The sequence below is a fragment of the Pseudomonas sp. S35 genome (assembly GCF_009866765.1).
Taxonomy (GTDB): domain Bacteria; phylum Pseudomonadota; class Gammaproteobacteria; order Pseudomonadales; family Pseudomonadaceae; genus Aquipseudomonas.
Genome location: NZ_CP019431.1, coordinates 3,345,443 through 3,367,825, shown reverse-complemented (window position 1 = coordinate 3,367,825; position 22,383 = coordinate 3,345,443). Strand labels below are relative to the sequence as shown.

The following is a 22,383-nucleotide window of genomic DNA, read 5'->3' as shown; positions in this document are numbered from 1 at the left end:
TTTATTATCGGCCCGTCTTCAACGACGTCGACAATTTAAAACAGTTATTTACCGAGTTATCAGGGATAAATCCTACGTGGGCGGGAGAAAATTACCATCCCCGCTGTCGTAGGGTCTTTATTGGAGATTTTAGATATGAAGTGGAGTGTGTTGGTTCTGGCCTTGGCGATAGGTGGGTGTGCTTCGGTTGCAGATATCAAGCAGACCCCGCCGACGCTGGCCGTCATTTCCGGGAAAAAACCCCAGGAATACGCTGCCTGTGTGGTACAGAAACTGTCGGCGACGCGCCGCCCGCCGCAGATTGAGCCTCACAAGGAAGGCGTGCGCGTAATTGTGCCGCAGAAATTTTCCGCCGACCCGTCGGCCATTTTCGAGATTGAAGAGCGTTCCAGTGGCAGCAGCATCAAACTTTACGAAAGCATGTCCAACGTGCCGATCCGCCCGGGTGATGTCAAAAAGGCTGGCGAAGAATGCATTTCCGGCTGATGCCGTTGCGGAAAATCAGATATGAAGCGTGAACATGTCAAGGCCCGCTACGCCGAGGGGCAAATCTCGGCCACCCATGTCATCCAGAACCCCGCCGACTTGGATGAGTGGATCGTTTTTTTCAAGAAAAGTGGCGGGCGTAGTTATTTCCTGGTGGACGATCAGGACGAAGTCGAATCGTTTGCCAGCCTTGATGAACTGACCGGGATCCTTCGGGAGCTGGGCATCAAGTTTGCCGAGATCCACCTGTAACCCCTGTGTTTATTTGCAGACCACCACCACGCTACGGCTTTTGAAATTGCCCACGTCCTGGCCCAGGGTTTTGTCGCTTTCTTTAAGCGACGGGGTGCCCTCGGTGCCGACGATGCGGTAGCCGGTGCCCGCGCAGGAGGCGTCGGCTTTTTCGTAGCAACTGGCCCAGGAGTTGGCTTCGCCCGAGCAATCGATGGTCAGGCCTTGTTCGCCGCTTTTCAGGTAGACGTCGGACGTGGTGGTGCAGCCAGCCAGCGCCAGTACCGCAGTCAGTGCCAGGAATTTGTTCATAGGTAGTCGTCGTCGAGGGTGTGGGAGGGGCGCTGACACTGTCGTGGGGCGTTGGCGGCAGATTATAGCGAACTGCCACCTAGGTACAGGCAAACGCAAAAAAGCCCCGTTAATCGGGGCTTTTTACGCAAAATTGCCAGGCTTACTTGCTTTTCGGCCTTTTGCTGGATGCGTGGCCCGCTTCATCCACAAACACTTCGGCAACCGCGATAGCCATGCTTTCGGTCGCGAAAACACCGGCGACGCTGTCCCCGTGGAAATTGATCAAGTGCCAGCCGTCCGCTCGCTTGGTGATCAGGTAGCCGTTCACGCCTTTTGGTTCTGACATCTATTAAGAATCTCGTGGTCTGGTTCAAGGGCGTAATGATAGCGCCAAATGTCGTGGGGCCGCGCAAGTTATTCCAAGTCAGTGTTTGGAGCTCAAAAGCATGCTAAAACGGTCGCAGCCCTTTGAAACATTGAGGTGCAGGCACTTACCGCCGTGTTGGTGGCGACGCTCTTCGCAAGATCAGCGGAACTTACGCCGACATTTTTTCTCTATGATGACATCGCAACGCCAGCAACCCCCATTGTAAGGTGGCTGCGGCCTGATTAGACTGCGCCGAATTCCGTACGCACAGCCCTTTGTAAGGACTTATATGATCAAGAAATGCTTGTTCCCAGCAGCCGGTTACGGCACTCGCTTCTTGCCAGCGACCAAGGCCATGCCTAAAGAGATGCTGCCGGTGGTAAACAAGCCACTGATTCAGTACGGCGTCGAAGAGGCATTGGATGCCGGTCTGAACGAAATCTCCATCGTCACCGGCCGCGGTAAGCGCGCGCTGGAAGACCACTTCGACATCAGCTACGAGCTGGAAAACCAGATCAAAGGCACCGACAAGGAAAAATACCTGGTCGGCATCCGCAAACTGCTCGATGAGTGCTCGTTCTCGTACACCCGCCAGACCCAGATGAAAGGCCTCGGCCACGCCATCCTCACCGGTCGTCCGCTGATCGGTGACGAGCCGTTCGCCGTGGTACTGGCCGATGACCTGTGTGTGAACCTGGAAGGTGATGGCGTACTGACCCAGATGGTCAAGCTGTACCAGAAATACCGTTGCACCATCGTGGCGGTGCAAGAGGTCGACCCTCAAGAAACCAACAAGTACGGCGTGATTGCCGGTGACGACATCGGTGATGGCCTGATCCGCGTACGCGACATGGTTGAAAAACCAGCACCTGAAGATGCACCGTCGAACCTGGCGATCATTGGTCGTTACATCTTGACGCCGGACATCTTCAAGCTGATCGAAGAAACCGAGCCGGGCAAGGGTGGCGAGATCCAGATCACTGACGCCCTGCTCAAGCAGGCCAAAGACGGTTGTGTGATCGCGTACAAGTTCAAGGGTCGTCGCTTTGACTGCGGCGGTGCTGAAGGCTACATCGAAGCCACCAACTTCTGCTACGAGCACTTCTACAAGACCGGCAAGGCTTACTGATCTACGCCTGCCCGTTTCTAAAAAGCCACCTTCGGGTGGCTTTTTCGTTTTTCAGCCCCATGTAAGTCGGTATGCTGATTGCCTGCCGAGGAGAGTGAAATGGCCTACGATTTTGATCTGTATGTAATTGGCGCCGGGTCCGGCGGTGTTCGCGCGGCGCGCTTTGCCGCTGGCTTTGGCGCCAAGGTGGCCGTAGCGGAAAGCCGCTACCTGGGCGGCACCTGCGTAAACGTGGGCTGTGTGCCGAAAAAGCTGCTGGTATACGGCGCGCATTTTGCCGAGGACTTCGAGCAGGCCAGCGGTTTTGGCTGGTCGTTGGGCGAAGCGAACTTTGACTGGGCGACGCTGATCGCCAACAAGGACCGTGAGATCAATCGTCTCAATGGCATCTATCGCAACCTGTTGGTCAACAGCGGTGTCACCCTGCATGAAGGCCATGCTCGCTTGGTGGATCCGCACCAGGTTGAAATCAATGGCGAGCGCTTTACCGCCAAGCACATCCTGATCGCTACGGGCGGCTGGCCGCAGATTCCGGAGATTCCAGGGCGCGAACATGCTATTGGCTCCAATGAAGCGTTCTTCCTTAAAGAACTGCCCAAGCGCGTGTTGGTCGTCGGTGGCGGTTATATCGCTGTCGAGTTCGCCGGTATCTTCCACGGCCTGGGCGCGCAGACATCACTGCTGTATCGCGGCGACCTGTTCTTGCGTGGTTTTGATGGCGCCGTGCGCAAACACTTGCAAGAAGAACTGACCAAGCGCGGCCTGGACCTGCAATTCAACGCCGATATCGAGCGCATCGACAAGCAGGCCGATGGCAGCCTCAAGGCCACCCTGAAGGACGGTCGCGAGCTGCAAACCGATTGCGTGTTCTACGCCACGGGCCGGCGTCCGATGCTGGACAACCTTGGGCTGGAAAACACCGGCGTCAAGTTGGATGAGCGTGGCTTTGTGCAGGTCAATGACCTTTACGAAACCACCGAAGCGTCGATTCTGGCCATTGGTGATGTGATCGGTCGTGTGCAGTTGACGCCGGTGGCGTTGGCCGAAGGCATGGCCGTAGCGCGTCGCCTGTTCAAGCCTGAGCAATACCGCCCGGTGGATTACGCGATGATCCCGACAGCGGTGTTCAGCCTGCCGAATATCGGCACCGTCGGTTTGACGGAAGAAGAGGCGAAGAAGAACGGCCATGATGTGCAGGTCTTCGAAAGCCGTTTCCGGCCCATGAAGCTGACCCTCACCGATTGCCAGGAGAAAACCCTGATGAAGCTGGTGGTGGATGCCGACACCGACAAGGTGCTGGGTTGCCATATGGTTGGCCCGGACGCCGGCGAGATCGTCCAGGGCCTGGCGATCGCGCTCAAGGCGGGCGCCACCAAGCGTCATTTCGATGAAACCATCGGCGTGCACCCTACGGCGGCCGAAGAGTTCGTCACCATGCGCACGCCTGTGGCGCACTGATCAGTCGTCGGGCGTTGTCTCTGGCGCCGCTGCAACGGCGGCCGCCAGACGCAATGCCTCGATACTGGCCTGGGCCTTGATAAGGTGCAGTTCCAGGTTTTTGTTGGTGTGTTGGTGCTCGGCCAGCGCTTCCTGGCGTGACTGGCTCTCCAGCACGGCCACCCGCAGGCGCTCCTGAAGCAGCGTGCGCTCGCTGTCGATCTGGCTCATCTGTTCGCTCTGCTTGAGTTGCTGAGCCTGATCCTTGCGGGCTTGCTCCTGCAGCGCCGTCAATTGCTTCGCCGTCACCCGATGCTCGATCAATAAGCGCTCGTTATCGCGATGCAGTTGAGTGATCTCATCCTGGCGCACCATTGCGCTTTGCTGGGCCTGGCGCAGTTCTGCCTGTACCTGCTGCAGTTGGCCTTCATGGCGACGCTGCTCCTGCTCGCGCTGTTCCTTGATCGCATTGCGGTAATGCTCGAGCGCGTCGCGGGCGTGCAGGTGCTTTTCTTCCAGTGAACGAATCTGTTCGTCCTTGTCGTTGATCCTCAGCTCGTAATCACTGCACGCCTGGCTCAGCCCGGCGTTACGGGTTTGCTCGGTTTGCAGGCTGGTGCTGGCGGTTTGCAGCGCGGCGCTTTCATCTGATAGCGCGGCGGCCTGGATATCGAATTGCTGCTTGAGTTGGCCGTGGGCTGCCTCAAGGGCTTCAACCTGGGCGAGCAGGGCAGCTTTCTGCTGTTCGAACTGCGCTTGGGCCAGGTCAATCGGTTCTTGGGCCTTGTCTTTCAAGCGCTGAGCCAGTCGCGAAACCAGCTCGCCCAGTTCGTCGTCAATCGGCGCTTGGGTGATGGCCTGGCGGGTTTCGCTGTCGTCCAGTTCCTTCAAATAGCGATGGATCGTGGTTTTCGAGCCGGTATTGCCCATTTCGATGCGCACCGCGTCGATGCTGGGGTTTTCGCCTCGGGCAAGGATCGCCAAGCGTGCCGTTTGAACTACTGCTTTGTTGATGCCGCCGCGTGCCATGAGGTCTCCGTCGATTTGATACTGTGGTACGTGGTATGTATATACATACTATAACACAAATATAAAAACCTTAAAAATCATGATTTAACAGATGGGATATTGGCGTATTATCCCGTGTCATGCGTGTCTGACGCGCAAAAACACCTGCCCGCAGTACGAATAGGCCTCCCATGAGCGATCTGGATCGTTATCTCAACGCCGCCACCCGCGACAACACGCGCCGCAGCTACCGGGCGGCAATCGAACACTTTGAAGTGAGCTGGGGCGGGTTCTTGCCGGCCACCAGCGACAGCGTGGCGCGTTACTTGGTGGCCCATGCCGGCGTGCTGGCGGTCAACACGCTGAAGCTGCGGCTTTCGGCATTGGCGCAATGGCACACCAGTCAGGGCTTCCCTGACCCGACCAAGGCACCCGTGGTGCGCAGGGTGCTCAAAGGGATTCGCGCCGTACACCCCGCGCGCGAGAAGCAGGCCGAGCCGCTGCAACTCAAGCAACTGGAGCAGGTGGTGGCCTCACTTGAGGATGAGGCGAAGGAGGCGGCCCAGGCGCAGGACCAGCCTCGATTGCTGCGCGCTAAACGCGACACGGCATTGATCCTGCTGGGTTTCTGGCGCGGTTTTCGTAGCGATGAGCTCTGCCGTGTGCAGATTGAGCACGTGCAGGCCACCGCCGGTGCGGGCATCAGCCTGTACCTGCCGCGCAGCAAAAGTGACCGCGACAACCTCGGCAAGAGCTATCACACCCCGGCGCTGCTGCGCCTGTGTCCGGTACAGGCCTACAGCGAATGGCTCAGCGCATCCGCTCTGGTGCGTGGCCCGGTGTTTCGCGGTATCGATCGCTGGGGCAACCTGGGCGAGGAGGGCTTGCACCCCAACAGTGTCATCCCGTTATTGCGCCAGGCCCTTGCGCGTGCGGGCATCCCCGCCGAGCAATACACCAGCCACTCGCTGCGCCGAGGGTTCGCTACCTGGGCCCATCGCAGCGGCTGGGATTTGAAGTCGTTGATGAGTTACGTCGGCTGGAACGACATGAAATCTGCCATGCGCTATGTTGAAGCGACGCCCTTTCTCGGCATGACCCTGGCGACTCAACCGCTGCTTTGAGATTTCTTCTATTAATACAGTCACCTGATAGAGAAAACCAATCGTCAGCATCAGGTTTGCCAATGAGCCATCGTCGTAAAGAGTGGGTACGATTCATTCCATCAACTTCTTAACCCCTGACGGAGAGTCAACGATGCCTATCATCAACAGCCAAGTAAAACCGTTCAAAGCGACCGCGTTCAAAAACGGCAACTTCGTAGACGTGTCGGATGCTGACCTGAAAGGTAAGTGGTCGGTTTTCTTCTTCTACCCAGCCGACTTCACCTTCGTTTGCCCAACCGAACTGGAAGACCTGGCTGACAATCACGCCGAATTCCAGAAACTGGGCGTTGAAATCTACAGTGTTTCCACCGACACCCATTTCGCCCACGCTGCCTGGCACAACACCTCGCCAGCCATCGGCAAGATCCAATACACCATGATCGGCGACCCGACCCTGACCATCTCCCGCAACTTCGACGTACTGATCGAAGAAGCTGGCCTGGCAGACCGTGGCACGTTCGTGATCAACCCAGAAGGTCAGATCAAGATCGTTGAACTGAACGACGGCGGTGTTGGCCGTGACGCTTCCGAGCTGCTGCGCAAAATCAAGGCAGCCCAGTACGTTGCTGCCCACCCAGGCGAAGTGTGCCCAGCCAAGTGGAAAGAAGGCGAGGCCACCCTGGCTCCGTCCCTGGACCTGGTCGGCAAGATCTAAGTCTGTGAAGCATCAAGGGCGGGTTTCCGCACCTACTCAGTAAGCTGCAACCGCCCCCAAAAACGCCCGGGCGAGATTCGCTCGGGCGTTTTTTTATACCCAGAATTAAAGGAAATCGCCCGTATGTTGGACGCCAATCTTAAAGCTCAGTTGAAGTCATACCTGGAACGGGTCACCCAGCCGATCGAGATCGTCGCCTCCCTCGACGACGGCGCGAAATCCCAGGAAATGCTTGCTCTTTTGCAGGACGTAACCAGCCTCACCACGCTGATTACCCTCAAAACCGATGGCAATGATGCGCGCAAGCCGTCGTTCTCCATCAACCGCCCGGGTGCCGATATCAGCCTGCGTTTCGCCGGCATCCCTATGGGCCATGAATTCACTTCGCTGGTGCTCGCGCTGCTGCAAGTCGGCGGCCACCCGTCGAAGGCCAGTGTCGAAGTGATTGAACAGATTCGCGCCCTCAAAGGCGAGTTCAGCTTCGAGACGTACTTCTCGCTGTCATGCCAGAACTGCCCGGACGTGGTCCAGGCGCTGAACCTGATGGCCGTGCTCAACCCGAACGTCCGTCACGTCGCCATCGACGGCGCACTGTTCCAGGCTGAAGTCGATGAGCGCCAGATCATGGCGGTGCCGAGCGTCTATTTGAATGGCGTGAACTTCGGCCAGGGCCGCATGGGCCTGGAAGAAATCCTCGCCAAGCTGGACACCAGCGGCATCGAAAAAGCTGCCGAGAAAATCAGCGCCAAACAGGCCTTTGATGTACTCGTCGTCGGCGGTGGCCCTGCCGGTTCCGCGGCCGCCATCTACGCAGCGCGCAAAGGCATTCGTACGGGTGTTGCCGCAGAGCGCTTTGGTGGCCAGGTGCTGGACACCATGTCCATCGAGAACTTTATCTCGGTGCAGGAAACCGAAGGGCCGAAGCTGGCCAGCGCGCTTGAGGCCCATGTGCGTCAGTACGACGTGGACATCATGAATCTGCAGCGCGCAAGCAGCCTGATCCCCGCAAAAAATGCCGGCGACTTGCACGAGATCCGTTTTGAAAGCGGCGCAACGCTCAAGTCCAAGACTGTGATTCTGGCCACCGGTGCGCGCTGGCGCGAAATGGGTGTGCCGGGCGAGCAGGAATACAAGGCCAAGGGCGTGTGTTTTTGCCCGCACTGCGACGGCCCGCTGTTCAAAGGCAAGCGTGTGGCGGTGATCGGCGGCGGTAACTCCGGTGTTGAAGCGGCCATCGACCTGGCGGGTATCGTCAGCCACGTCACCTTGCTGGAGTTCGACAGCAAGCTGCGCGCCGATGCGGTGCTGCAACGCAAGCTGTACAGCCTGCCGAACGTTGACGTAATCACCAGCGCGCTGACCAGTGAAGTCAAAGGTGATGGCCAGAAAGTCACCGGTCTGGCGTACAAGGATCGCGACAGTGGCGAGTTCAAGACCGTCGATCTGGAAGGTATCTTTGTGCAGATCGGCTTGCTGCCTAATACCGATTGGCTCAAGGGCACGGTAGAGTTGACACCGCGTGGCGAAATCATTGTCGATGCCCGTGGCGAGACTTCACTGCCTGGCGTGTTTGCCGCCGGTGACGTGACGACCGTGCCGTACAAGCAGATCGTGATTGCGGTAGGCGAGGGCGCCAAAGCTTCCCTGAGCGCGTTTGATCACTTGATCCGGACCTCTGCTCCAGCGTAAACAAGCGGCCGAAAATGAAAAACCCCATGAGCGATCATGGGGTTTTTTCGTTACAGCGGGGTTGGCTGGATAATTTCAACCCAGTACGCATCCGGGTCCTTGATGAAGGCCAGGCTTTTCATGCGGCCGTCGGTCAGGCGCTTTTGGAAATCACAGCCCAGCGCTTCAAAGCGTTCGCACGCGGCGACGATATCCGGCACCGCGATGCAGATATGGCCAAAGCCACGCGGGTCGGTATTGCCGTTGTGGTACGCGAAGTCGGCGTCGTTTTCGGTGCCGTGGTTGTGAGTCAGTTCCAGGATGCCGGGGATCGACTTCATCCACTGGGTGCGTGCAGCGGCGTCGGCCGGGATCTGGGACTTGTCCACCAGGGCCAGGAAGTAAAGGCTGAATTCGGCTTCCGGGAAGTCGCGCTTTTCAACCAGGGAGAAACCCAGGACGCGGGTGTAAAAATCCAGCGACTTGGTGATGTCCTTGACCCGCAGCATGGTGTGGTTGAACACGAAGTTCGTGGTGGCGGTATCAGGTTGGGCAGTGACGCCCGGGAAGGTGTTCAGTTCGTGCAGGCTCATGGGCCCTCCAGGAAAAAATGGGGCAAACGCGGCTCCAGGTGAGAGGAGCGTTCCCTTGGCTTGCGGCTGGCATCCGTGCAGCGCAGCCATGATACGCAAGGCCCGCCTGTGGCGCCAAATGAAAAAGGTCACGCGGGCCTTGCGAGCAGTGGGTGCCGGGGCTCAGACTTTGCGACTTGATCCTTGGGTGTTTTTCGCATGATCGACGTTCGTAACCGGCTATTAAGTGCTGCGTGTTTGTTGTTGGCCAGCCCCTTCGTGCTGGCGGCCGACCCTGAAATTCATTGGCCCAGCGGCTGGCAAGTCGAGGAAGTGGTGCCCGACGGTGAGGCACCGGCCAAACCGCAGACGGTGTCTCGGCAACGTGCGATCAAGAATGATGAAAATGGCAACACGTTGATGGTCATCGAGTTGACCGGTACGCCGATCGAAGCCGGGCATAAAGTTAATCTGGAGGGCGTTTTGCTGGAAATGCGCAAGTCCATCCAGAAGGACTTTGCCCAAGGCGGTTATCAAAGTGTGTGTACGAAAATGCACGCAGCGACATTGAGCCGTCTTCAAGCGCTGGAAACTACTTGCGTGATTACCGAGAACGGCCGACACGTGCTGTCGCAAACATTGGTGGGGGCTGTTGATACCGATAAGGCGTATGTTTTTTCATACGCAGGTCAGGCCCAAGCGTACGACGCAAGCAAGGATGAAGTCAGTTCGGTGCGTGACAGCCTGAAACTTTAAGTGCGCGTCACCCCGCGATTTTGAACAAAATGAAATGTTATTTAAGTTCAGTTTCGAATCCCTGAATAAAAAAAGCCCCGCATGTGCGGGGCTCTTTGTTAGTGCGATGTGATCAACCGCGAAGCCAGGAGTCTACAGTGGCGGCGCCGTACTGTTCTTTCCAGGCCTTCAGGCCGCGGTGGTTGCCGCCTTTGGTTTCGATCAGCTCGCCCGTGTGCGGGTTGTGATAGACCTTGACCACGCGTGCGCGGCGCTGTTTTGGTGCGCTAGCGGCTCCTGCGCCGGCCTTGCCCGGGTTTGGATCAAGGATCAGGATGATGTCACGCAGGCCTTTGCCGTAGGTTTTCATCAGCCCCTGGAGCTTTTCTTCGAATTCGATTTCTTTCTTCAGGCCAGCATCGTTCTTCAAGGATTCCAGCTGCGCTAGCTGCTCTTGAAGGGCTTTTTCTGCTGCGCGAAATTCGGCGAGTCTGGACAAAATCTGTACTCCAATAGTGTATTTGGCTGATATCAACTGCAGACAAAGCTATAAGCCAAGAGCTTTAAGGCGACTCAAAAAAGAAGTCGTCCTGCGAGTTCTGCACCGGCAGGAAAAATTGTAGTAGTTAATCCGCCGTGAGTAAATCACGTCTTTTGTATTACTAACATTATTTCAAGCTATCTAGTGCATGGCTAATCAATGGCTGGCCAGGGATTTAATGAATTCATCGCAGGGTAAAGGCCGTCCAAACAGGTAGCCCTGCAGGAAATCCACACCGTGCGCCGCCAGGTACTCGCACTGCTGGGCTGTTTCCACGCCCTCGGCAACGATGCCCAGGTCCAGTTTGCCGGACAATTGGATGATGCTATCGAGAATATGCCTTGAGAGTGCGTCGGCACCGATCATCGCGACGAAACTCTGGTCGATTTTCAAGTAGTCCACATTGAAGTTGCGTAAGTAACCCAAGCTGGAATGGCCGGTACCAAAGTCGTCAATGGCGATCATCACGCCCAGTTGATGCAAGGCATCGAACAATTGGCGGGTGATGTCGGTGGGCTCGATCAGTTCGCGCTCGGTCAGCTCCAGCACCAGCGTCACTTGGCCCGGCACAAAGGCTGCGAGAAATTCACGGCAGTCCTCTACCAGTGCCATGTCCTGACAGTGACGTGCGGTGATATTCACACCGATGTGGAAGCCCGGGCTGAAACGCGCCGCGTGGGGCGCCAGTTGCGCTGCGGTCTGGCGCAGCAGGGCGCGGGTCATCGGTACGATCAGGCCGCAATGTTCGGCCAGTGGGATAAACAGGTCTGGCCGCACCAAGCCTTCTTTGGGATGACGCCAGCGCATCAGCACCTCGCAACCCGCCCATTCGCGGGTGTCGCCACGTACGACCGGCTGAAAGTACGGGATGAACTCATTGGCCCCCAGCGCGCGTTGCAATTCGTGGGTGGGTGCCGAAGAGCGCTTTTGCAGCCAGTACGCGAGCAGGCCAGCCAGCACGCCAAAGAACACCACGAGGCTGAACAACGCCGGGTAGCGAGCCTTCATGTATCGCCACACTTCACCGGCGGGCATGCCTGCATCCACGCTGTAGTGATAGCGCGCGGATGCCAGGTGATGATGGGCCACCGCAAACGCCGGCACTGCGGTGTTATGTACCTTGCCATCAGCGGCCAGCCAATTGGGCCCGACCTGCAAGATCAGTTGCGCGTAACGACTGATCAGGCGCAGAGCGTTGGTCAGGTGGTAACCATCAATCGAGGCAAAAGCGGCTTTGTCCCCCTCAACCAGCCGGTAAACCAACAATGCGGTATCTGGCGTCACCGGGTTGCCATTCATCAGCCATAGCTTGCCATCGACATAGTCCTGCGGGTTGACCGGCGATGCGTAGCTGTCGCCGAACAGCGAGCTGCAATAAATGTTCTTCTGCCAGGACAGGGTGGTGGCACGCACAAACGGCCGGCGCGTGACCTGCTCACGCAGGGCCAGTTGTGCCCCGCTGTCGCACGGATTCCCGGCCAGGGGCAGCAAGGCCTGAGCGGCAAGGGCGGTATTATCGAGCATCAAGTCGAATTGACGAATCGCTTCCTGGGCGGTCTGAGCGGTGCTTTGTTCAAGGGTGCGTTCGGCTTGCCAATGCAGGATAACCACGCCGAGCAGAATCGGCAGCAGGCCACACAGCACGCTGATGGAGTAGCGGGCGAGGCGCTTTCGAGGACCTTTGACGGTGAGTGGCATGAGTTCTGCGGCCTAGTGCGAAAAGGGTTATGCCGGGAGGCCGGCCAAGGATGCTATCGATGATAGATGGCCCTGTTCAATTATGCTCACGTTGCCCAGGCTCTGCGCCACGTCGATAAATGCCAGGGTGGCCGGCGAAGACTGGCGGCGGTCCAACACGGCCAAGCCGATCTGGCGCGCCATGCGAGGAGATAGCGGCCGCTGCACATAGCGCGGGTCGCTCCGTTGCGGCAACGAAGCCTCGGCCACGATGCTCAGCCCATCCCCGCGGCTGACCGCTTCCAAGGTGCTCAGCAGCTGAGTGCAGCGATAACGCACCTTCGGCCGTAATTGAGCGGCGGCAAACAAACGAGACACCAGTTCCGAAGAGCCGGCTTCGGTGAGAATGAAGGGGTCGTCACACAGCTCATGCAAGGTCAGGCTGTCGCGGGCGGCCAAGGGGTGGTCGGCGGGCAGCAGCGCGACCATCTGGTCCTCGAACAAGCTGAAGGTGTCGAAACGCTCCTGCTCCAGCACCACAAAACCCACGTCGACACGCCGCTCATCCAGCCATTGCAATACTTGCCGGTCTGGACCTTCGTCGATGTGAACCTCGATCCCCGGATGCGCGGCGCGAAACCGGGTAAGGATGGGAGGTAGCAGGCGAATCGACGCAGTCGGTCCGAAGGAGCCAATACGCAACGTGCCACGCTTCATGCCACGGGCATCCGCGGCTTCCTGTTGCAAAGTCGCGGCCAGGCCCTGCATGGCGCGCGCGCGGCTGAGTAACTGCAGGCCGATATCACTGGGCTCTACCAGGCTTTGATGACGCCGGAACAGCTCCACGCCCAGTTCCAGTTCCAAGGCCTTGATGGCATGGGACACCGCCGACTGGCTGATGCCCAGCCGGTTAGCCGCACTGGTGAAGCCTTGCAGTTCAGCCACCAGGGAGAATATTTCCAGCTGGGTAAGCGTCATGAGTGAATGCTCATTTTACGATGATTGATCATTAGCAGAAGAATACGCCAATTCTCCTGTCCCTTGAGCCAATGCCATGAGTCCCACCTCCGATCGCCTGACTTACTGCAAACTCGCCGCCGTCACCATGATCTGGGGCGGCACCTTCGTGGCTGGGCGCTACCTGGCGGACCAGCTCCATCCGCTGCTGGCCGCCAGCCTGCGCTTTATCCTGGCGAGCCTGGCGCTGTTGCTGTTCATGGGGATGTCGCGGACCGCGCTGGCACGCCCAAGCCTCGCGCAGTTGGCGCAACTGGCGGTACTGGGGTTCTTTGGGATTTTTTTCTACAACCTGTGCTTTTTTTATGGGTTGCACTCGATCAACGCGTCGCGGGCGTCTTTGATCGTGGCATTGAATCCGGCCGTGATTGGCCTGGCTTCCTGGCTGGTGTTCAAGGAACGCCTGGGCCGCACCCAGGTCTTGGGGATTGCGTTGTGCCTGGGTGGCGCGGCCACGGTGATTGTCAGCCGCAACCCCCAACTGATGCAGGCCACACCCTCCAGCGGGTTGGGTGACCTGTTGATTGCCGGCTGTGTGCTGGCGTGGGCCATTTATTCGTTGTTTTCCCGGGGGCTGAACGCAAGCCTGGGCCCGTTGCAGACGGTCACGTGGTCGGTGTTGCTGGGAACCGTGATGCTCTGCGTGACCACTGCGTTGTCAGGCCACTTCACGATTGGTGGCATTGCCGGCCTGAGTCAACCTCAGCTGCTGAGCCTGCTGTATCTGGGCGTGTTCGGCTCGGCGCTGGCCTATATCGGTTACTACGACGGCATCCGGCGCATAGGTCCTACGCGTTCGGGCGTGTTTATCGCGCTCAACCCGCTGACGGCGGTGGTTTGCGGGGCCTTGCTGTTGGATGAACAACTGACCACGCCCATGCTGGTGGGCGGGGCTGTGATTCTGCTGGGCATCTACCTGTGCAACAAAACCCTTGCGCGGCCCAAGGCAATGGGGATTTGATAAGAGTACGGACAAACCCTGTTACGCTGTGTAGAATCGATTTACGCATACAAGAATATGGACTTGCGCTCACGCAAGCCTCGGCCGTCAGAGACTGATGTAACCATGAAGCGACACGGCTCCCCCCTGATCTTCGGTGACTTCCTCGCCCGCAGCGTGCGAGGCCTTTCCTGTGCGCCGCCTTGCTGCCTCATCCTTGCTGCTAATTGACCTTCGTTAATCACAAGAATGAGGCGCCGAACATGGCCGACCAATACGAAAACCCAATGGGCCTGATGGGCTTTGAATTCATCGAATTCGCATCGCCAACCCCAGGCACCCTGGAGCCGATCTTCGAGATCATGGGCTTCATCAAAGTCGCGACGCACCGCTCCAAGAACGTGCACCTGTACCGCCAGGGCGAGATCAACCTGATCCTCAACAACGAGCCCAACAGCATCGCCTCGTATTTCGCGGCGGAGCACGGCCCGTCGGTGTGCGGCATGGCGTTCCGCGTCAAGGACTCGCAACAAGCCTACACCCGTGCACTGGAGCTGGGCGCGCAGCCGATCCATATCGAAACCGGCCCGATGGAGCTCAACCTGCCGGCGATCAAAGGCATCGGCGGCGCGCCGCTGTACCTGATCGACCGCTTCGGCGAAGGCAGTTCGATCTATGACATCGACTTCGTCTACCTCGACGGCGTGGAGCGCAACCCACAGGGCGCCGGCCTCAAGGTCATCGACCACCTGACCCACAACGTTTATCGCGGGCGCATGGCCTACTGGGCGAATTTCTACGAGAAGCTGTTCAACTTCCGCGAAGCCCGCTATTTCGATATCAAGGGCGAGTACACCGGCCTGACCTCCAAGGCCATGAGCGCCCCGGACGGCATGATCCGCATCCCGTTGAACGAAGAGTCGTCCAAGGGCGCCGGGCAGATCGAAGAGTTCTTGATGCAGTTCAACGGGGAGGGCATCCAGCACGTGGCGTTCCTTACCGACGACCTGGTCAAGACATGGGACGCCCTGAAGAAAATCGGCATGCGCTTCATGACCGCGCCGCCGGACACCTATTACGAAATGCTCGAAGGCCGCCTGCCGAACCACGGCGAGCCCGTCGACCAACTGCAAGCACGCGGGATCCTGTTGGATGGCTCATCCATCGAAGGCGACAAGCGCCTGCTGCTGCAGATCTTCTCGGAAACCCTGATGGGCCCGGTGTTCTTCGAATTCATCCAGCGCAAAGGTGACGATGGGTTTGGCGAGGGCAACTTCAAGGCGCTGTTCGAGTCCATCGAGCGTGACCAAGTGCGTCGCGGCGTGCTGACCACCGACTAAGCGCAAAAAAGCCCGGCCGAGGGTTTCCCCCGGCCGGGCTTTTTATTGCCTGGGCATCAGGCGCGACGCTGACGCACCAAATGCTTGAAGCCTTCGAACACCAGCACCATGACCGCGATCCAGATAGGAATGTAGGTCAGCCACTCTCCCGGCTTGATCCCTTCCCCCAACAGCAACGCCACCACCAGTAACAGCACCGGCTCGACGTAACTGAGCAGCCCGAACAGGCTGAACGCCAGCAAGCGGCTGGCGATAATGTAGCTCACCAGCGCCGAGGCACTGATCAGGCCCAGCATGGGGATCAAGGCGTACAGCTTGGGGTGCACATCCATCACGGCAAAGCCCTGTTCGCCGCTCTGCACAAACCACCAGGCCACCGGCAGCATCAGCGCCATGTCCAGCCATAGCCCGCCCAGATTGTCGGTCTTGAGGTGTTTGCGCACGATAAAGTACAGCGGGTAGCCGATGATCACCACCAGCGTCGCCCAGGAAAAACCACCGGCCTGGAACAACTCGTTGAGCACCCCGAGGCCGGCAAAAAACACTGCGATCTTTTGCAGGTAGGACAGTTGCTCGCCCCACACCAACCGCCCGGTCAGCACCATGGTCAGTGGCAGCAGGAAGTAGCCGACCGACACATCCAGGCTCCGCCCATTCAACGGCGCCCACATGAACAACCACAACTGCACACCCAGTAACGCCGAGGACAGCACTACGCCGCCCACCAATCGAGGCTTGGCCGCCAGCACCCGCAGCAATTCCCACACACGTCGCCATTCACCGCTGATGACCATGAACACGGTCATGCAAGGCACGGTCAGCAACATGCGCCAGCCGAAAATCTCCAGGCCGCTCAACGGCGTGAGCAACGATGTAAAGTAATACATCACGGCAAACAACACCGAGGCCGAGACCGATAACACAACACCTTTAGACACGCTGTCCTCGCGAAAACCGATTTGTACAAGAGAGGCGGGCATTATGGTGCTTGCGGCGTGAAACGGCTGCTCTGTTTTGGGGCAAATGGTGGGAAATTTTCTCAGCCCATGCGTTGGGGGACGATGCGGCCAGAGACAAAGTGACTCACATCGTTGAAACCCGGTGTGGACGAATGGCCCGGCGTCACCAACGAATCGATAAAGGCTTCATCCTCAGCCTTGATCGCAACGTCCAGCGCGCCGGTATAGGCATCCCACTGCGCCTCGGTACGCGGCCCGACAATCGCCGAACTGACCGCTGAGTTGTTCAGCACCCAAGCGATGGCAAATTCCACGGTCCCCACGCCACGGCCCTGGGTGTATTGCTGGATCTGCTGGGCAATGCGCAGCGATTCCACGCGCCATTCGGTTTCCAGGATGCGTTTATCCTGGCGCGCAGCGCGGCTGCCCGGTTCTGGCGTGACATCCGGCGCGTACTTACCACTGAGCACGCCGCGGGCCAGCGGGCTGTATGGCACCACGCCCAGCCCATACGCAGCCGCCGCGGTGATCTGCTCCACTTCGGCCTGGCGGTTAACGATGTTGTACAGCGGCTGGCTGATGACCGGCTTGTCGACGCCCAAGTGCTCGGCCACGCGGATCACCTCGGCAATGCGCCAGCCGCGGTAGTTGGACAGGCCCCAGTAACGGATCTTGCCCTGGCGAATCAGGTCGCCGATCGCCGAAACGGTCACTTCCAGCGGCGTGTCGTGGTCTTCACGGTGCAGGTAGTAGATGTCGAGGTAGTCGGTGTCGAGCCGGGTCAGGCTGGCGTCGAGGGCATTAAAAATCCGCTTGCGGCTCAAGCCACTGCGATTGGGCACGCCGTCCGGAGGGCCGAAACCGACTTTGGACGCCACCACCCAGTCCTGGCGATGCCGTGCAATGGCTTCGCCGACCAGTTCTTCGGAGCGCCCACCGGTGTAAACGTCGGCGGTGTCGATAAAGTTGATGCCCTGGTCCCAGGCCTTGTCGATGATGCGCAGCGAGTCCTCGGTATTGGTCTGTTCGCCAAACATCATGGTGCCCAGGGTCAAGGCGCTGACCTTCAACCCAGACTGGCCCAGTGTGCGGTAAATCATGGTGCATTCCTCAATTGCGCAGACGAGTTGCTATGCAATACCAGAGAGCACGGCTCTAGAACAAGCTCGACGTGGCTGTCTCGGTGCGCTTGGGCCGGCGCGGCCATCACCTGGGAGCACAGGAAATGGCCGAGCTTTGCGATGGAATGCTTTTATTCAAGGTGGTCAAACGATATAGAAGGGCTGGCGTACGTCGAATTGACCTTCGAATTGAAACTCGCTGCTTCCTGATACCAAGAAGCTGCATTTCAATGTGCCCCTCGCGTGTCCAGTAGCGGGCAGTGAATCGAAATGCAGTCGGCCACGTACGGCGCTATACGAGCCGTATGCGGGGCGGGCACTGCAATTGACGAATACCTCCGTACTTTTCGGGCTGATTTCATAATCATGCTCCGTCAGGTTTTTTGTCATCTGGATACTGACGATCTGGGTTGAACTCGGAAAGGTGTCGATAGGCCGCGAACCAAAGACTTCCCACGTATCTGGAAACACCGGAGATTCGTGGCTGATAATGCCAGCAGTCGCGGCCACAAAATCCTCGTACGGGTTGAATGGGCTGCCATCAAATGTTCCTTTGAAGCTGCCTGCATTGGCTTTTGGGTACGATATTCCCTGCAAGTGGAGCGCACCGCTGGCAACGTCTATGTGCTCTTTGTTAAAGATGGAAGATAAATGGAAAGTTGCTTTCATCTCATCATTTTGCACTGCGACGGTTATCTTTCCACCCACAATCTGATAAACCGAAATCCCTGTGCCAGTAGGAGAGGGCGAAAGGACAAAGCCGGTGGCCTGGTCAGGGAATGTGTAGAGGTGCTCTTTGCCGTTTTCTTCGAGGCTGGCTGGAAGTACCACGCTGAGCCCATAGAAATTCTGGTGTGGGTCGCTACTTTGCAGTTGAACTCCACTGAAACGCCACTGCCCTGCGGCTTTGAAGATGTGCTGTCTGTCCAGATCGGACACAAATGCGTGAGTGTGACTGCCGCTGGACGCTGCGGTGAGATGGCCACTGCTTGTGGTTGCTTGAGGTTTAGTTGTCATCACGATGGTCCTCAGTCATTGAAGGCGCTTCGGGATAGACAGACTAAGAGACGAAGTGAACACAAGATACTGTCATAAATGACAGGTTTAGTGGGTGCCGGGGCAATTCATCAAGGTCGGCAGTGTGATCGATATCGACGGCGGCGGTCTGCTGTAAACAGTGGGAGGGGGCTTGCCCCTCCCACATTGACTGCGTTTATACCTTGAGGGTACGTGTCATGCGCAGGGCCAGAACGCTACCCGCCACAATCACCGCCGCCAGCAGGTACAACGCGATATCCGTCGACCCGGTGGCATCCTTCACAAAGCCGACGATATAAGGGCTGAGAAAACCCGCCATCTGCCCCATGGAGTTGATCAACGCCAAACCACCCGCCGCCGCGCCTGCGCTGAGCATGGCCGTCGGCACCGGCCAGAACATCGGCAGGCCGGTGAGGGCGCCCATGGTGGCGATGGTCAGGCCAAGAATCGCAATCGCTGGGGTCGTGGCGAAATTAACCGCAATCACCAGGCCAATCGCGCCCATCAACATCGGCACCACCAAGTGCCAGCGGCGCTCCTTGCGCAAGTCGGCGGAACGACCCACCAGCAACATGAACACTGCCGCCAGCAAGTACGGGATCGCGCTGAGCCAGCCGATTACCAGGTTATCGCTGAACCCCAGGTTCTTGATGATCGACGGCAGCCAGAAGTTGATCGCGTACACGCCGCTCTGGATGCAGAAGTAGATCAGGCCGAATGCCCAGATCGCCGGGTTCTTGAACACCTCGGCGAGGGAATCGGTGGTGGTCTTGGGCTTGTTGGCCAGGTCGGTCGCCTGGTCGGCTTCCAGCACTGCTCGCTCGTGGGGCTTGAGCCACTTGGCGTTGGCAAAGCTGTCGCTGAGCAGGAAGTAGGCGAGGGCGCCGAGAATCACCGTCGGGATGCCTTGCAGCAGGAACATCCACTGCCAGCCCGCCAAACCGCCTTGGCCGGCGGCGAAGTGGTTGAGGATCCAGCCGGAGAACGGGCTGCCGAGCAAGCCCGACACCGGGATCGCCGACATGAACAACGCCATGATCCGCCCACGGCGAAAGGTCGGGAACCACTGCGACAGGTACAGCACCACGCCGGGAAAGAAACCGGCTTCGGCGGCACCGGTAAACAGGCGCAGGGTGTAGAAGTGTGTCGGCGTGGTGACAAACAGTAGGCACGTGGACAACGTGCCCCACACGATCATCATCAGCGCAATCCAGCGCCTTGGGCCGAACTTGGTCAACGCCAGGTTGCTCGGCACGCCGCACAGCACGTAGCCGATGAAGAAAATCCCGGCACCCAGGCCGTAGACGGTTTCGCTGAATTTCAGCGCATCGAGCATCTGCAACTTGGCAAAGCCAACGTTGACCCGGTCGAGGTAGTTGAACAGATAGCAGATGAAAATGAAGGGGATCAGGCGCAGGGTAATGCGCTTGTAGATGGCGTTTTTATCGTCATCGGTGGCCAGTGTGGCAGCGGCGCTCTGTGACATGGTGTTCTCTCTTTATTATGATTTTTCGCGATGCGAGGGTAACGTTGATCGCCCCACGAGTCTCGGCCACCTGGCGGGGTGCTGTCTTTGTGCTCGCGCACAGTGAAGCCTGCTTTGCGCTGTGCCGATGAACAACCATGCTTTTTTAGGAATTTAGACTCATGTTCGAGCTGGATCATGACTTGGCGCAGGATATTGTCGATCGGACCATGGCGATTTTGCCTTACAACGTCAATGTCATGGACAGCCAGGGCCTGATTCTGGGCAGTGGTGAATCCGAGCGCATCAACACCCGCCACGAAGGCGCGCAATTGGTGCTGGCCAATGGGCGCGTGGTTGAAATCGACGGCCAGACAGCCAAGCACCTCAAGGGCGTGCAACCCGGCATCAACTTGCCGCTGATGCACGATCAGCGCCTGATCGGGGTACTTGGCATCACCGGCGAACCCGAGTTGCTGCGTACCTATGCCGAACTGGTGCGCATGACCGCTGAAATGCTGGTCAGCCATCGCCACCAGCAAGCCGAGCAGCAATGGCGACGCCAGCGTTGCGATGACCTGCTGGCGTTACTTCTCGCCGACACCGGCGACTCCCCGCGCCTGGTCGACGAAGCTCAACAGCTGGGGCTCAAGCCGCAGCTGGCACGCACGCCATACCTGTTCGAACTGGGGGCCGGCCAGTCGGCTGAAGCGTTGAGCACCTGGTTGGCCTCGCGCTATCCGGACAGCTGGTGCGTCAGCTTGGCGCAGTTTTCGTTGTTGTGGTGCCGGCCGGCTGCCGTGCAGGTGGACAACCCCCGGTTGCTGGAAAAACTCGCAGGCCAGGGCTGGACTATCCTGCGCGTCGCCGTCGGTGGGCAGGCGGATGGGCTGGCCGGGTTGCGCCGCTGCTACCGGCGCGTCGGCGACTTGCTGGCCTACGGTCGTGATGTATTGCCGCACTCGCGGCTATTGACTCTCAACCGTTACCGTCTGCCGGTGATGCTCTGGCGCCATCGCAACGACGACGCCCTCGACGAGTTGCTCAACCCGCTGCGCAAAGTGCTCGCCAAGGACAACAACGGCCAACTGCTGGCCACGCTGCGTAGTTGGTGCGATCACGACGGCCAAAACCAGGCCTGCGCCGATGCACTGGGCATCCACCGCAACAGTCTGCGCTACCGCATGGAGCGCATCGCTGAACTCAGTGGTGTCGACCCGCTGACCCTGGACGGCATGCTCGCCCTGTATCTGGGCGTACAGCTGCTGCCACAGGCTTTGTCGGAATGAACAACAAAGCTGACCCGCACTTGTGCATTAGACCGGCGTCATTCCCGGTGTCAACTGGCAGCATGGGCGTCATAAAAACCGGAGAAAGCCCATGAAAATCATCATCGCCCCCGACTCCTTCAAGGACAGCCTGAGTGCTGAAGGCGTCGCCCAGGCCATTGCCCAAGGGTTGGCACAGGTCTGGCCGCAGGCACAGTTGATCCAGTGCCCGATGGCGGACGGCGGTGAAGGGACGGTGGACTCGGTGCTTGCAGCCTGCAATGGCGAACTGCGCCGCCAATCGGTACGCGGACCGCTGGGCACGACGGTTCAAGCGCGTTGGGGTTGGTTGGCCGACAGCCACACAGCCATCATCGAAATGGCCGAAGCCAGCGGCCTGCAACTCGTCCCGCCAGGACAGCGCGATGCGTGCATCAGCAGCACCTTTGGCACCGGCGAGTTGATCCGCGCCGCCCTGGATGCCGGCGCACAGCGCATCATCCTGGCGATAGGCGGCAGTGCCACCAACGATGGCGGGGCCGGGGCGATGCAGGCATTGGGCGTGCAGTTGTTCGACGTCGAAGGCCAGGCGCTGGCACCCGGTGGACTGGCCTTGTCGCGCCTGGCGCGGATCAGTCTTGAGGCGTTGGACCCACGGTTGGCGCGGGTGCGCTTTGAAATCGCTGCCGATGTGAACAACCCGCTGTGCGGCCCCCACGGCGCCTCGGCGATTTTCGGCCCGCAAAAAGGAGCCAACCCGCAACAGGTGCAGCAACTGGATGCCGCCCTCGGCCACTTCGCCGACCACTGCGCCCACGTACTGCCCAAAGACGTACGCGACGAACCCGGCAGCGGCGCTGCCGGTGGCCTGGGCTTTGCGGCCAAGGCCTTCCTCGGTGCGCAGTTCCGTGCGGGGGTGGACGTCGTCGCGGACCTGGTGGGCCTTGATCAAGCCGTGCGCGGCGCCGATCTCGTCATCACCGGCGAAGGCCGCTTCGACGCCCAGACCCTGCGCGGCAAAACCCCGTTTGGCGTCGCTCGCATCGCCCAGGCGCACGGCGTCCCCGTGATCGTCATCGCAGGCACCCTAGGCGACGGTTATGAGCAGATGTACGCCCATGGCGTCGACGCTGCGTTCGCTTTGCCTAGCGGCCCGATGAGCCTGGAACAGGCGTGCAGTGAGGCGCCGCGTTTGTTGCGTGAGCGGGCGGCGGATATTGCGCGGGTGTGGCGGGTGGCGCTCAAGCGCTGACGCCTAACCTGGAACAT

The 22,383-nt window shown here is 59.0% G+C and carries 23 protein-coding genes; 12 read left to right on the top strand and 11 right to left on the bottom strand.

The features are described from left to right. The first annotated feature begins 135 nt into the window (after positions 1 to 135). The gene (locus PspS35_RS14910) at positions 136 to 486 is read left to right on the top strand and encodes a hypothetical protein (RefSeq protein WP_159935514.1); all 351 of its coding nucleotides are present in this window, start codon (positions 136 to 138) and stop codon (positions 484 to 486) included. Positions 487 to 507: 21 nt separating this feature from the next. Next, complete coding sequence (locus tag PspS35_RS14905) at positions 508 to 738, top strand: hypothetical protein (protein ID WP_159935513.1); 231 nt, start codon at positions 508 to 510, stop codon at positions 736 to 738. A gap of 9 nt (positions 739 to 747) precedes the next feature. Here the strand turns inward: PspS35_RS14905 and PspS35_RS14900 are convergent, their stop codons facing one another. Further along, the gene (locus PspS35_RS14900) at positions 748 to 1,029 is read right to left on the bottom strand and encodes a hypothetical protein (protein ID WP_159935512.1); all 282 of its coding nucleotides are present in this window, start codon (positions 1,027 to 1,029) and stop codon (positions 748 to 750) included. 142 nt (positions 1,030 to 1,171) lie between these two features. Further along, on the bottom strand, positions 1,172 to 1,357 hold the full coding sequence (locus PspS35_RS14895; protein ID WP_159935511.1) for a hypothetical protein: 186 nt from the start codon (positions 1,355 to 1,357) through the stop codon (positions 1,172 to 1,174). 310 nt (positions 1,358 to 1,667) lie between these two features. On the opposite strand from PspS35_RS14895, the gene galU reads away from it, so the two are divergent. Further along, positions 1,668 to 2,507, top strand: coding sequence for a UTP--glucose-1-phosphate uridylyltransferase GalU (galU, locus tag PspS35_RS14890; RefSeq protein ID WP_003212579.1), 840 nt, complete (start codon positions 1,668 to 1,670; stop codon positions 2,505 to 2,507). A gap of 99 nt (positions 2,508 to 2,606) precedes the next feature. Beyond that, a complete protein-coding gene (gorA, locus tag PspS35_RS14885; RefSeq protein WP_159935510.1) occupies positions 2,607 to 3,965 on the top strand; it encodes a glutathione-disulfide reductase in 1,359 nt (452 codons plus the stop codon). Here gorA and PspS35_RS14880 read toward each other — a convergent pair whose 3' ends face one another. Further along, positions 3,966 to 4,973, bottom strand: a complete 1,008-nt coding sequence (locus PspS35_RS14880) for a DNA-binding protein (protein ID WP_159935509.1) — start codon at positions 4,971 to 4,973, stop codon at positions 3,966 to 3,968. A 170-nt stretch (positions 4,974 to 5,143) separates the two neighbouring features. Between PspS35_RS14880 and PspS35_RS14875 the strand changes: the two genes are divergently transcribed. The 3 genes from PspS35_RS14875 (at position 5,144) to ahpF (ending at position 8,462) form a co-directional block, all read left to right on the top strand. Then, positions 5,144 to 6,076 (top strand): site-specific integrase, encoded by a 933-nt coding sequence (locus PspS35_RS14875; protein WP_159935508.1) that lies wholly within the window; start codon positions 5,144 to 5,146, stop codon positions 6,074 to 6,076. A 133-nt stretch (positions 6,077 to 6,209) separates the two neighbouring features. Then, a complete protein-coding gene (gene ahpC, locus PspS35_RS14870) occupies positions 6,210 to 6,773 on the top strand; it encodes an alkyl hydroperoxide reductase subunit C (RefSeq protein ID WP_032885701.1) in 564 nt (187 codons plus the stop codon). Between the two features lie 123 nt (positions 6,774 to 6,896). Then, positions 6,897 to 8,462 carry an alkyl hydroperoxide reductase subunit F gene (gene ahpF, locus PspS35_RS14865; RefSeq protein WP_159935507.1) on the top strand — a complete coding sequence of 522 codons (1,566 nt, stop codon included), beginning with the start codon at positions 6,897 to 6,899 and terminating at the stop codon, positions 8,460 to 8,462. A gap of 50 nt (positions 8,463 to 8,512) precedes the next feature. Here ahpF and gloA read toward each other — a convergent pair whose 3' ends face one another. Continuing rightward, positions 8,513 to 9,034, bottom strand: coding sequence for a lactoylglutathione lyase (gene gloA, locus PspS35_RS14860; RefSeq protein ID WP_032885699.1), 522 nt, complete (start codon positions 9,032 to 9,034; stop codon positions 8,513 to 8,515). 198 nt (positions 9,035 to 9,232) lie between these two features. Here gloA and PspS35_RS14855 point away from each other — a divergent pair, with 198 nt between their 5' ends. Further along, positions 9,233 to 9,769: a DUF4946 domain-containing protein gene (locus PspS35_RS14855; protein WP_159935506.1), complete on the top strand. Its 537-nt coding sequence runs from the start codon at positions 9,233 to 9,235 to the stop codon at positions 9,767 to 9,769. A gap of 112 nt (positions 9,770 to 9,881) precedes the next feature. On the opposite strand, the gene PspS35_RS14850 is transcribed toward PspS35_RS14855, so the two are convergent. The 3 genes from PspS35_RS14850 to PspS35_RS14840 form a co-directional block, all read right to left on the bottom strand. Further along, on the bottom strand, positions 9,882 to 10,247 hold the full coding sequence (locus tag PspS35_RS14850; protein ID WP_159935505.1) for a histone-like nucleoid-structuring protein, MvaT/MvaU family: 366 nt from the start codon (positions 10,245 to 10,247) through the stop codon (positions 9,882 to 9,884). 198 nt (positions 10,248 to 10,445) lie between these two features. Then, positions 10,446 to 11,987: an EAL domain-containing protein gene (locus PspS35_RS14845; RefSeq protein WP_159935504.1), complete on the bottom strand. Its 1,542-nt coding sequence runs from the start codon at positions 11,985 to 11,987 to the stop codon at positions 10,446 to 10,448. Between the two features lie 27 nt (positions 11,988 to 12,014). Beyond that, on the bottom strand, positions 12,015 to 12,944 hold the full coding sequence (locus tag PspS35_RS14840) for a LysR family transcriptional regulator (protein ID WP_159935503.1): 930 nt from the start codon (positions 12,942 to 12,944) through the stop codon (positions 12,015 to 12,017). 76 nt (positions 12,945 to 13,020) lie between these two features. On the opposite strand from PspS35_RS14840, the gene PspS35_RS14835 reads away from it, so the two are divergent. Then, a complete protein-coding gene (locus tag PspS35_RS14835) occupies positions 13,021 to 13,944 on the top strand; it encodes an EamA family transporter (protein ID WP_159935502.1) in 924 nt (307 codons plus the stop codon). Positions 13,945 to 14,186: 242 nt separating this feature from the next. Next, the gene (hppD, locus tag PspS35_RS14830) at positions 14,187 to 15,263 is read left to right on the top strand and encodes a 4-hydroxyphenylpyruvate dioxygenase (protein WP_159935501.1); all 1,077 of its coding nucleotides are present in this window, start codon (positions 14,187 to 14,189) and stop codon (positions 15,261 to 15,263) included. A 56-nt stretch (positions 15,264 to 15,319) separates the two neighbouring features. On the opposite strand, the gene rarD is transcribed toward hppD, so the two are convergent. From rarD to PspS35_RS14810, 4 genes are all read right to left on the bottom strand, one after another. After that, positions 15,320 to 16,201, bottom strand: coding sequence for an EamA family transporter RarD (rarD, locus tag PspS35_RS14825; RefSeq protein ID WP_159935500.1), 882 nt, complete (start codon positions 16,199 to 16,201; stop codon positions 15,320 to 15,322). 101 nt (positions 16,202 to 16,302) lie between these two features. After that, positions 16,303 to 17,322 (bottom strand): aldo/keto reductase, encoded by a 1,020-nt coding sequence (locus tag PspS35_RS14820; protein WP_159935499.1) that lies wholly within the window; start codon positions 17,320 to 17,322, stop codon positions 16,303 to 16,305. 165 nt (positions 17,323 to 17,487) lie between these two features. After that, complete coding sequence (locus tag PspS35_RS14815; protein WP_159935498.1) at positions 17,488 to 18,360, bottom strand: hypothetical protein; 873 nt, start codon at positions 18,358 to 18,360, stop codon at positions 17,488 to 17,490. A gap of 196 nt (positions 18,361 to 18,556) precedes the next feature. Then, positions 18,557 to 19,867 carry an MFS transporter gene (locus PspS35_RS14810; RefSeq protein WP_159935497.1) on the bottom strand — a complete coding sequence of 437 codons (1,311 nt, stop codon included), beginning with the start codon at positions 19,865 to 19,867 and terminating at the stop codon, positions 18,557 to 18,559. 161 nt (positions 19,868 to 20,028) lie between these two features. Here PspS35_RS14810 and PspS35_RS14805 point away from each other — a divergent pair, with 161 nt between their 5' ends. After that, complete coding sequence (locus PspS35_RS14805; RefSeq protein ID WP_159935496.1) at positions 20,029 to 21,135, top strand: sugar diacid recognition domain-containing protein; 1,107 nt, start codon at positions 20,029 to 20,031, stop codon at positions 21,133 to 21,135. Between the two features lie 91 nt (positions 21,136 to 21,226). Next, positions 21,227 to 22,366 (top strand): glycerate kinase, encoded by a 1,140-nt coding sequence (locus PspS35_RS14800; protein ID WP_159935495.1) that lies wholly within the window; start codon positions 21,227 to 21,229, stop codon positions 22,364 to 22,366. Positions 22,367 to 22,383 lie beyond the last annotated feature (17 nt).

Coding starts and splice junctions, on each gene's coding strand:
- PspS35_RS14810 (WP_159935497.1), bottom strand. CDS start 19,867: ATGTCACAGAGCGCCGCTGCCACACTGGCCACCGATGACGATAAAAAC.
- PspS35_RS14805 (WP_159935496.1), top strand. CDS start 20,029: ATGTTCGAGCTGGATCATGACTTGGCGCAGGATATTGTCGATCGGACC.
- PspS35_RS14895 (WP_159935511.1), bottom strand. CDS start 1,357: ATGTCAGAACCAAAAGGCGTGAACGGCTACCTGATCACCAAGCGAGCG.
- PspS35_RS14880 (WP_159935509.1), bottom strand. CDS start 4,973: ATGGCACGCGGCGGCATCAACAAAGCAGTAGTTCAAACGGCACGCTTG.
- hppD (WP_159935501.1), top strand. CDS start 14,187: ATGGCCGACCAATACGAAAACCCAATGGGCCTGATGGGCTTTGAATTC.
- PspS35_RS14800 (WP_159935495.1), top strand. CDS start 21,227: ATGAAAATCATCATCGCCCCCGACTCCTTCAAGGACAGCCTGAGTGCT.
- PspS35_RS14875 (WP_159935508.1), top strand. CDS start 5,144: ATGAGCGATCTGGATCGTTATCTCAACGCCGCCACCCGCGACAACACG.
- ahpF (WP_159935507.1), top strand. CDS start 6,897: ATGTTGGACGCCAATCTTAAAGCTCAGTTGAAGTCATACCTGGAACGG.
- PspS35_RS14815 (WP_159935498.1), bottom strand. CDS start 18,360: ATGACAACTAAACCTCAAGCAACCACAAGCAGTGGCCATCTCACCGCA.
- gloA (WP_032885699.1), bottom strand. CDS start 9,034: ATGAGCCTGCACGAACTGAACACCTTCCCGGGCGTCACTGCCCAACCT.
- PspS35_RS14835 (WP_159935502.1), top strand. CDS start 13,021: ATGAGTCCCACCTCCGATCGCCTGACTTACTGCAAACTCGCCGCCGTC.
- galU (WP_003212579.1), top strand. CDS start 1,668: ATGATCAAGAAATGCTTGTTCCCAGCAGCCGGTTACGGCACTCGCTTC.
- ahpC (WP_032885701.1), top strand. CDS start 6,210: ATGCCTATCATCAACAGCCAAGTAAAACCGTTCAAAGCGACCGCGTTC.
- PspS35_RS14910 (WP_159935514.1), top strand. CDS start 136: ATGAAGTGGAGTGTGTTGGTTCTGGCCTTGGCGATAGGTGGGTGTGCT.
- PspS35_RS14900 (WP_159935512.1), bottom strand. CDS start 1,029: ATGAACAAATTCCTGGCACTGACTGCGGTACTGGCGCTGGCTGGCTGC.
- PspS35_RS14855 (WP_159935506.1), top strand. CDS start 9,233: ATGATCGACGTTCGTAACCGGCTATTAAGTGCTGCGTGTTTGTTGTTG.
- gorA (WP_159935510.1), top strand. CDS start 2,607: ATGGCCTACGATTTTGATCTGTATGTAATTGGCGCCGGGTCCGGCGGT.
- PspS35_RS14845 (WP_159935504.1), bottom strand. CDS start 11,987: ATGCCACTCACCGTCAAAGGTCCTCGAAAGCGCCTCGCCCGCTACTCC.
- PspS35_RS14820 (WP_159935499.1), bottom strand. CDS start 17,322: ATGATTTACCGCACACTGGGCCAGTCTGGGTTGAAGGTCAGCGCCTTG.
- PspS35_RS14840 (WP_159935503.1), bottom strand. CDS start 12,944: ATGACGCTTACCCAGCTGGAAATATTCTCCCTGGTGGCTGAACTGCAA.
- PspS35_RS14905 (WP_159935513.1), top strand. CDS start 508: ATGAAGCGTGAACATGTCAAGGCCCGCTACGCCGAGGGGCAAATCTCG.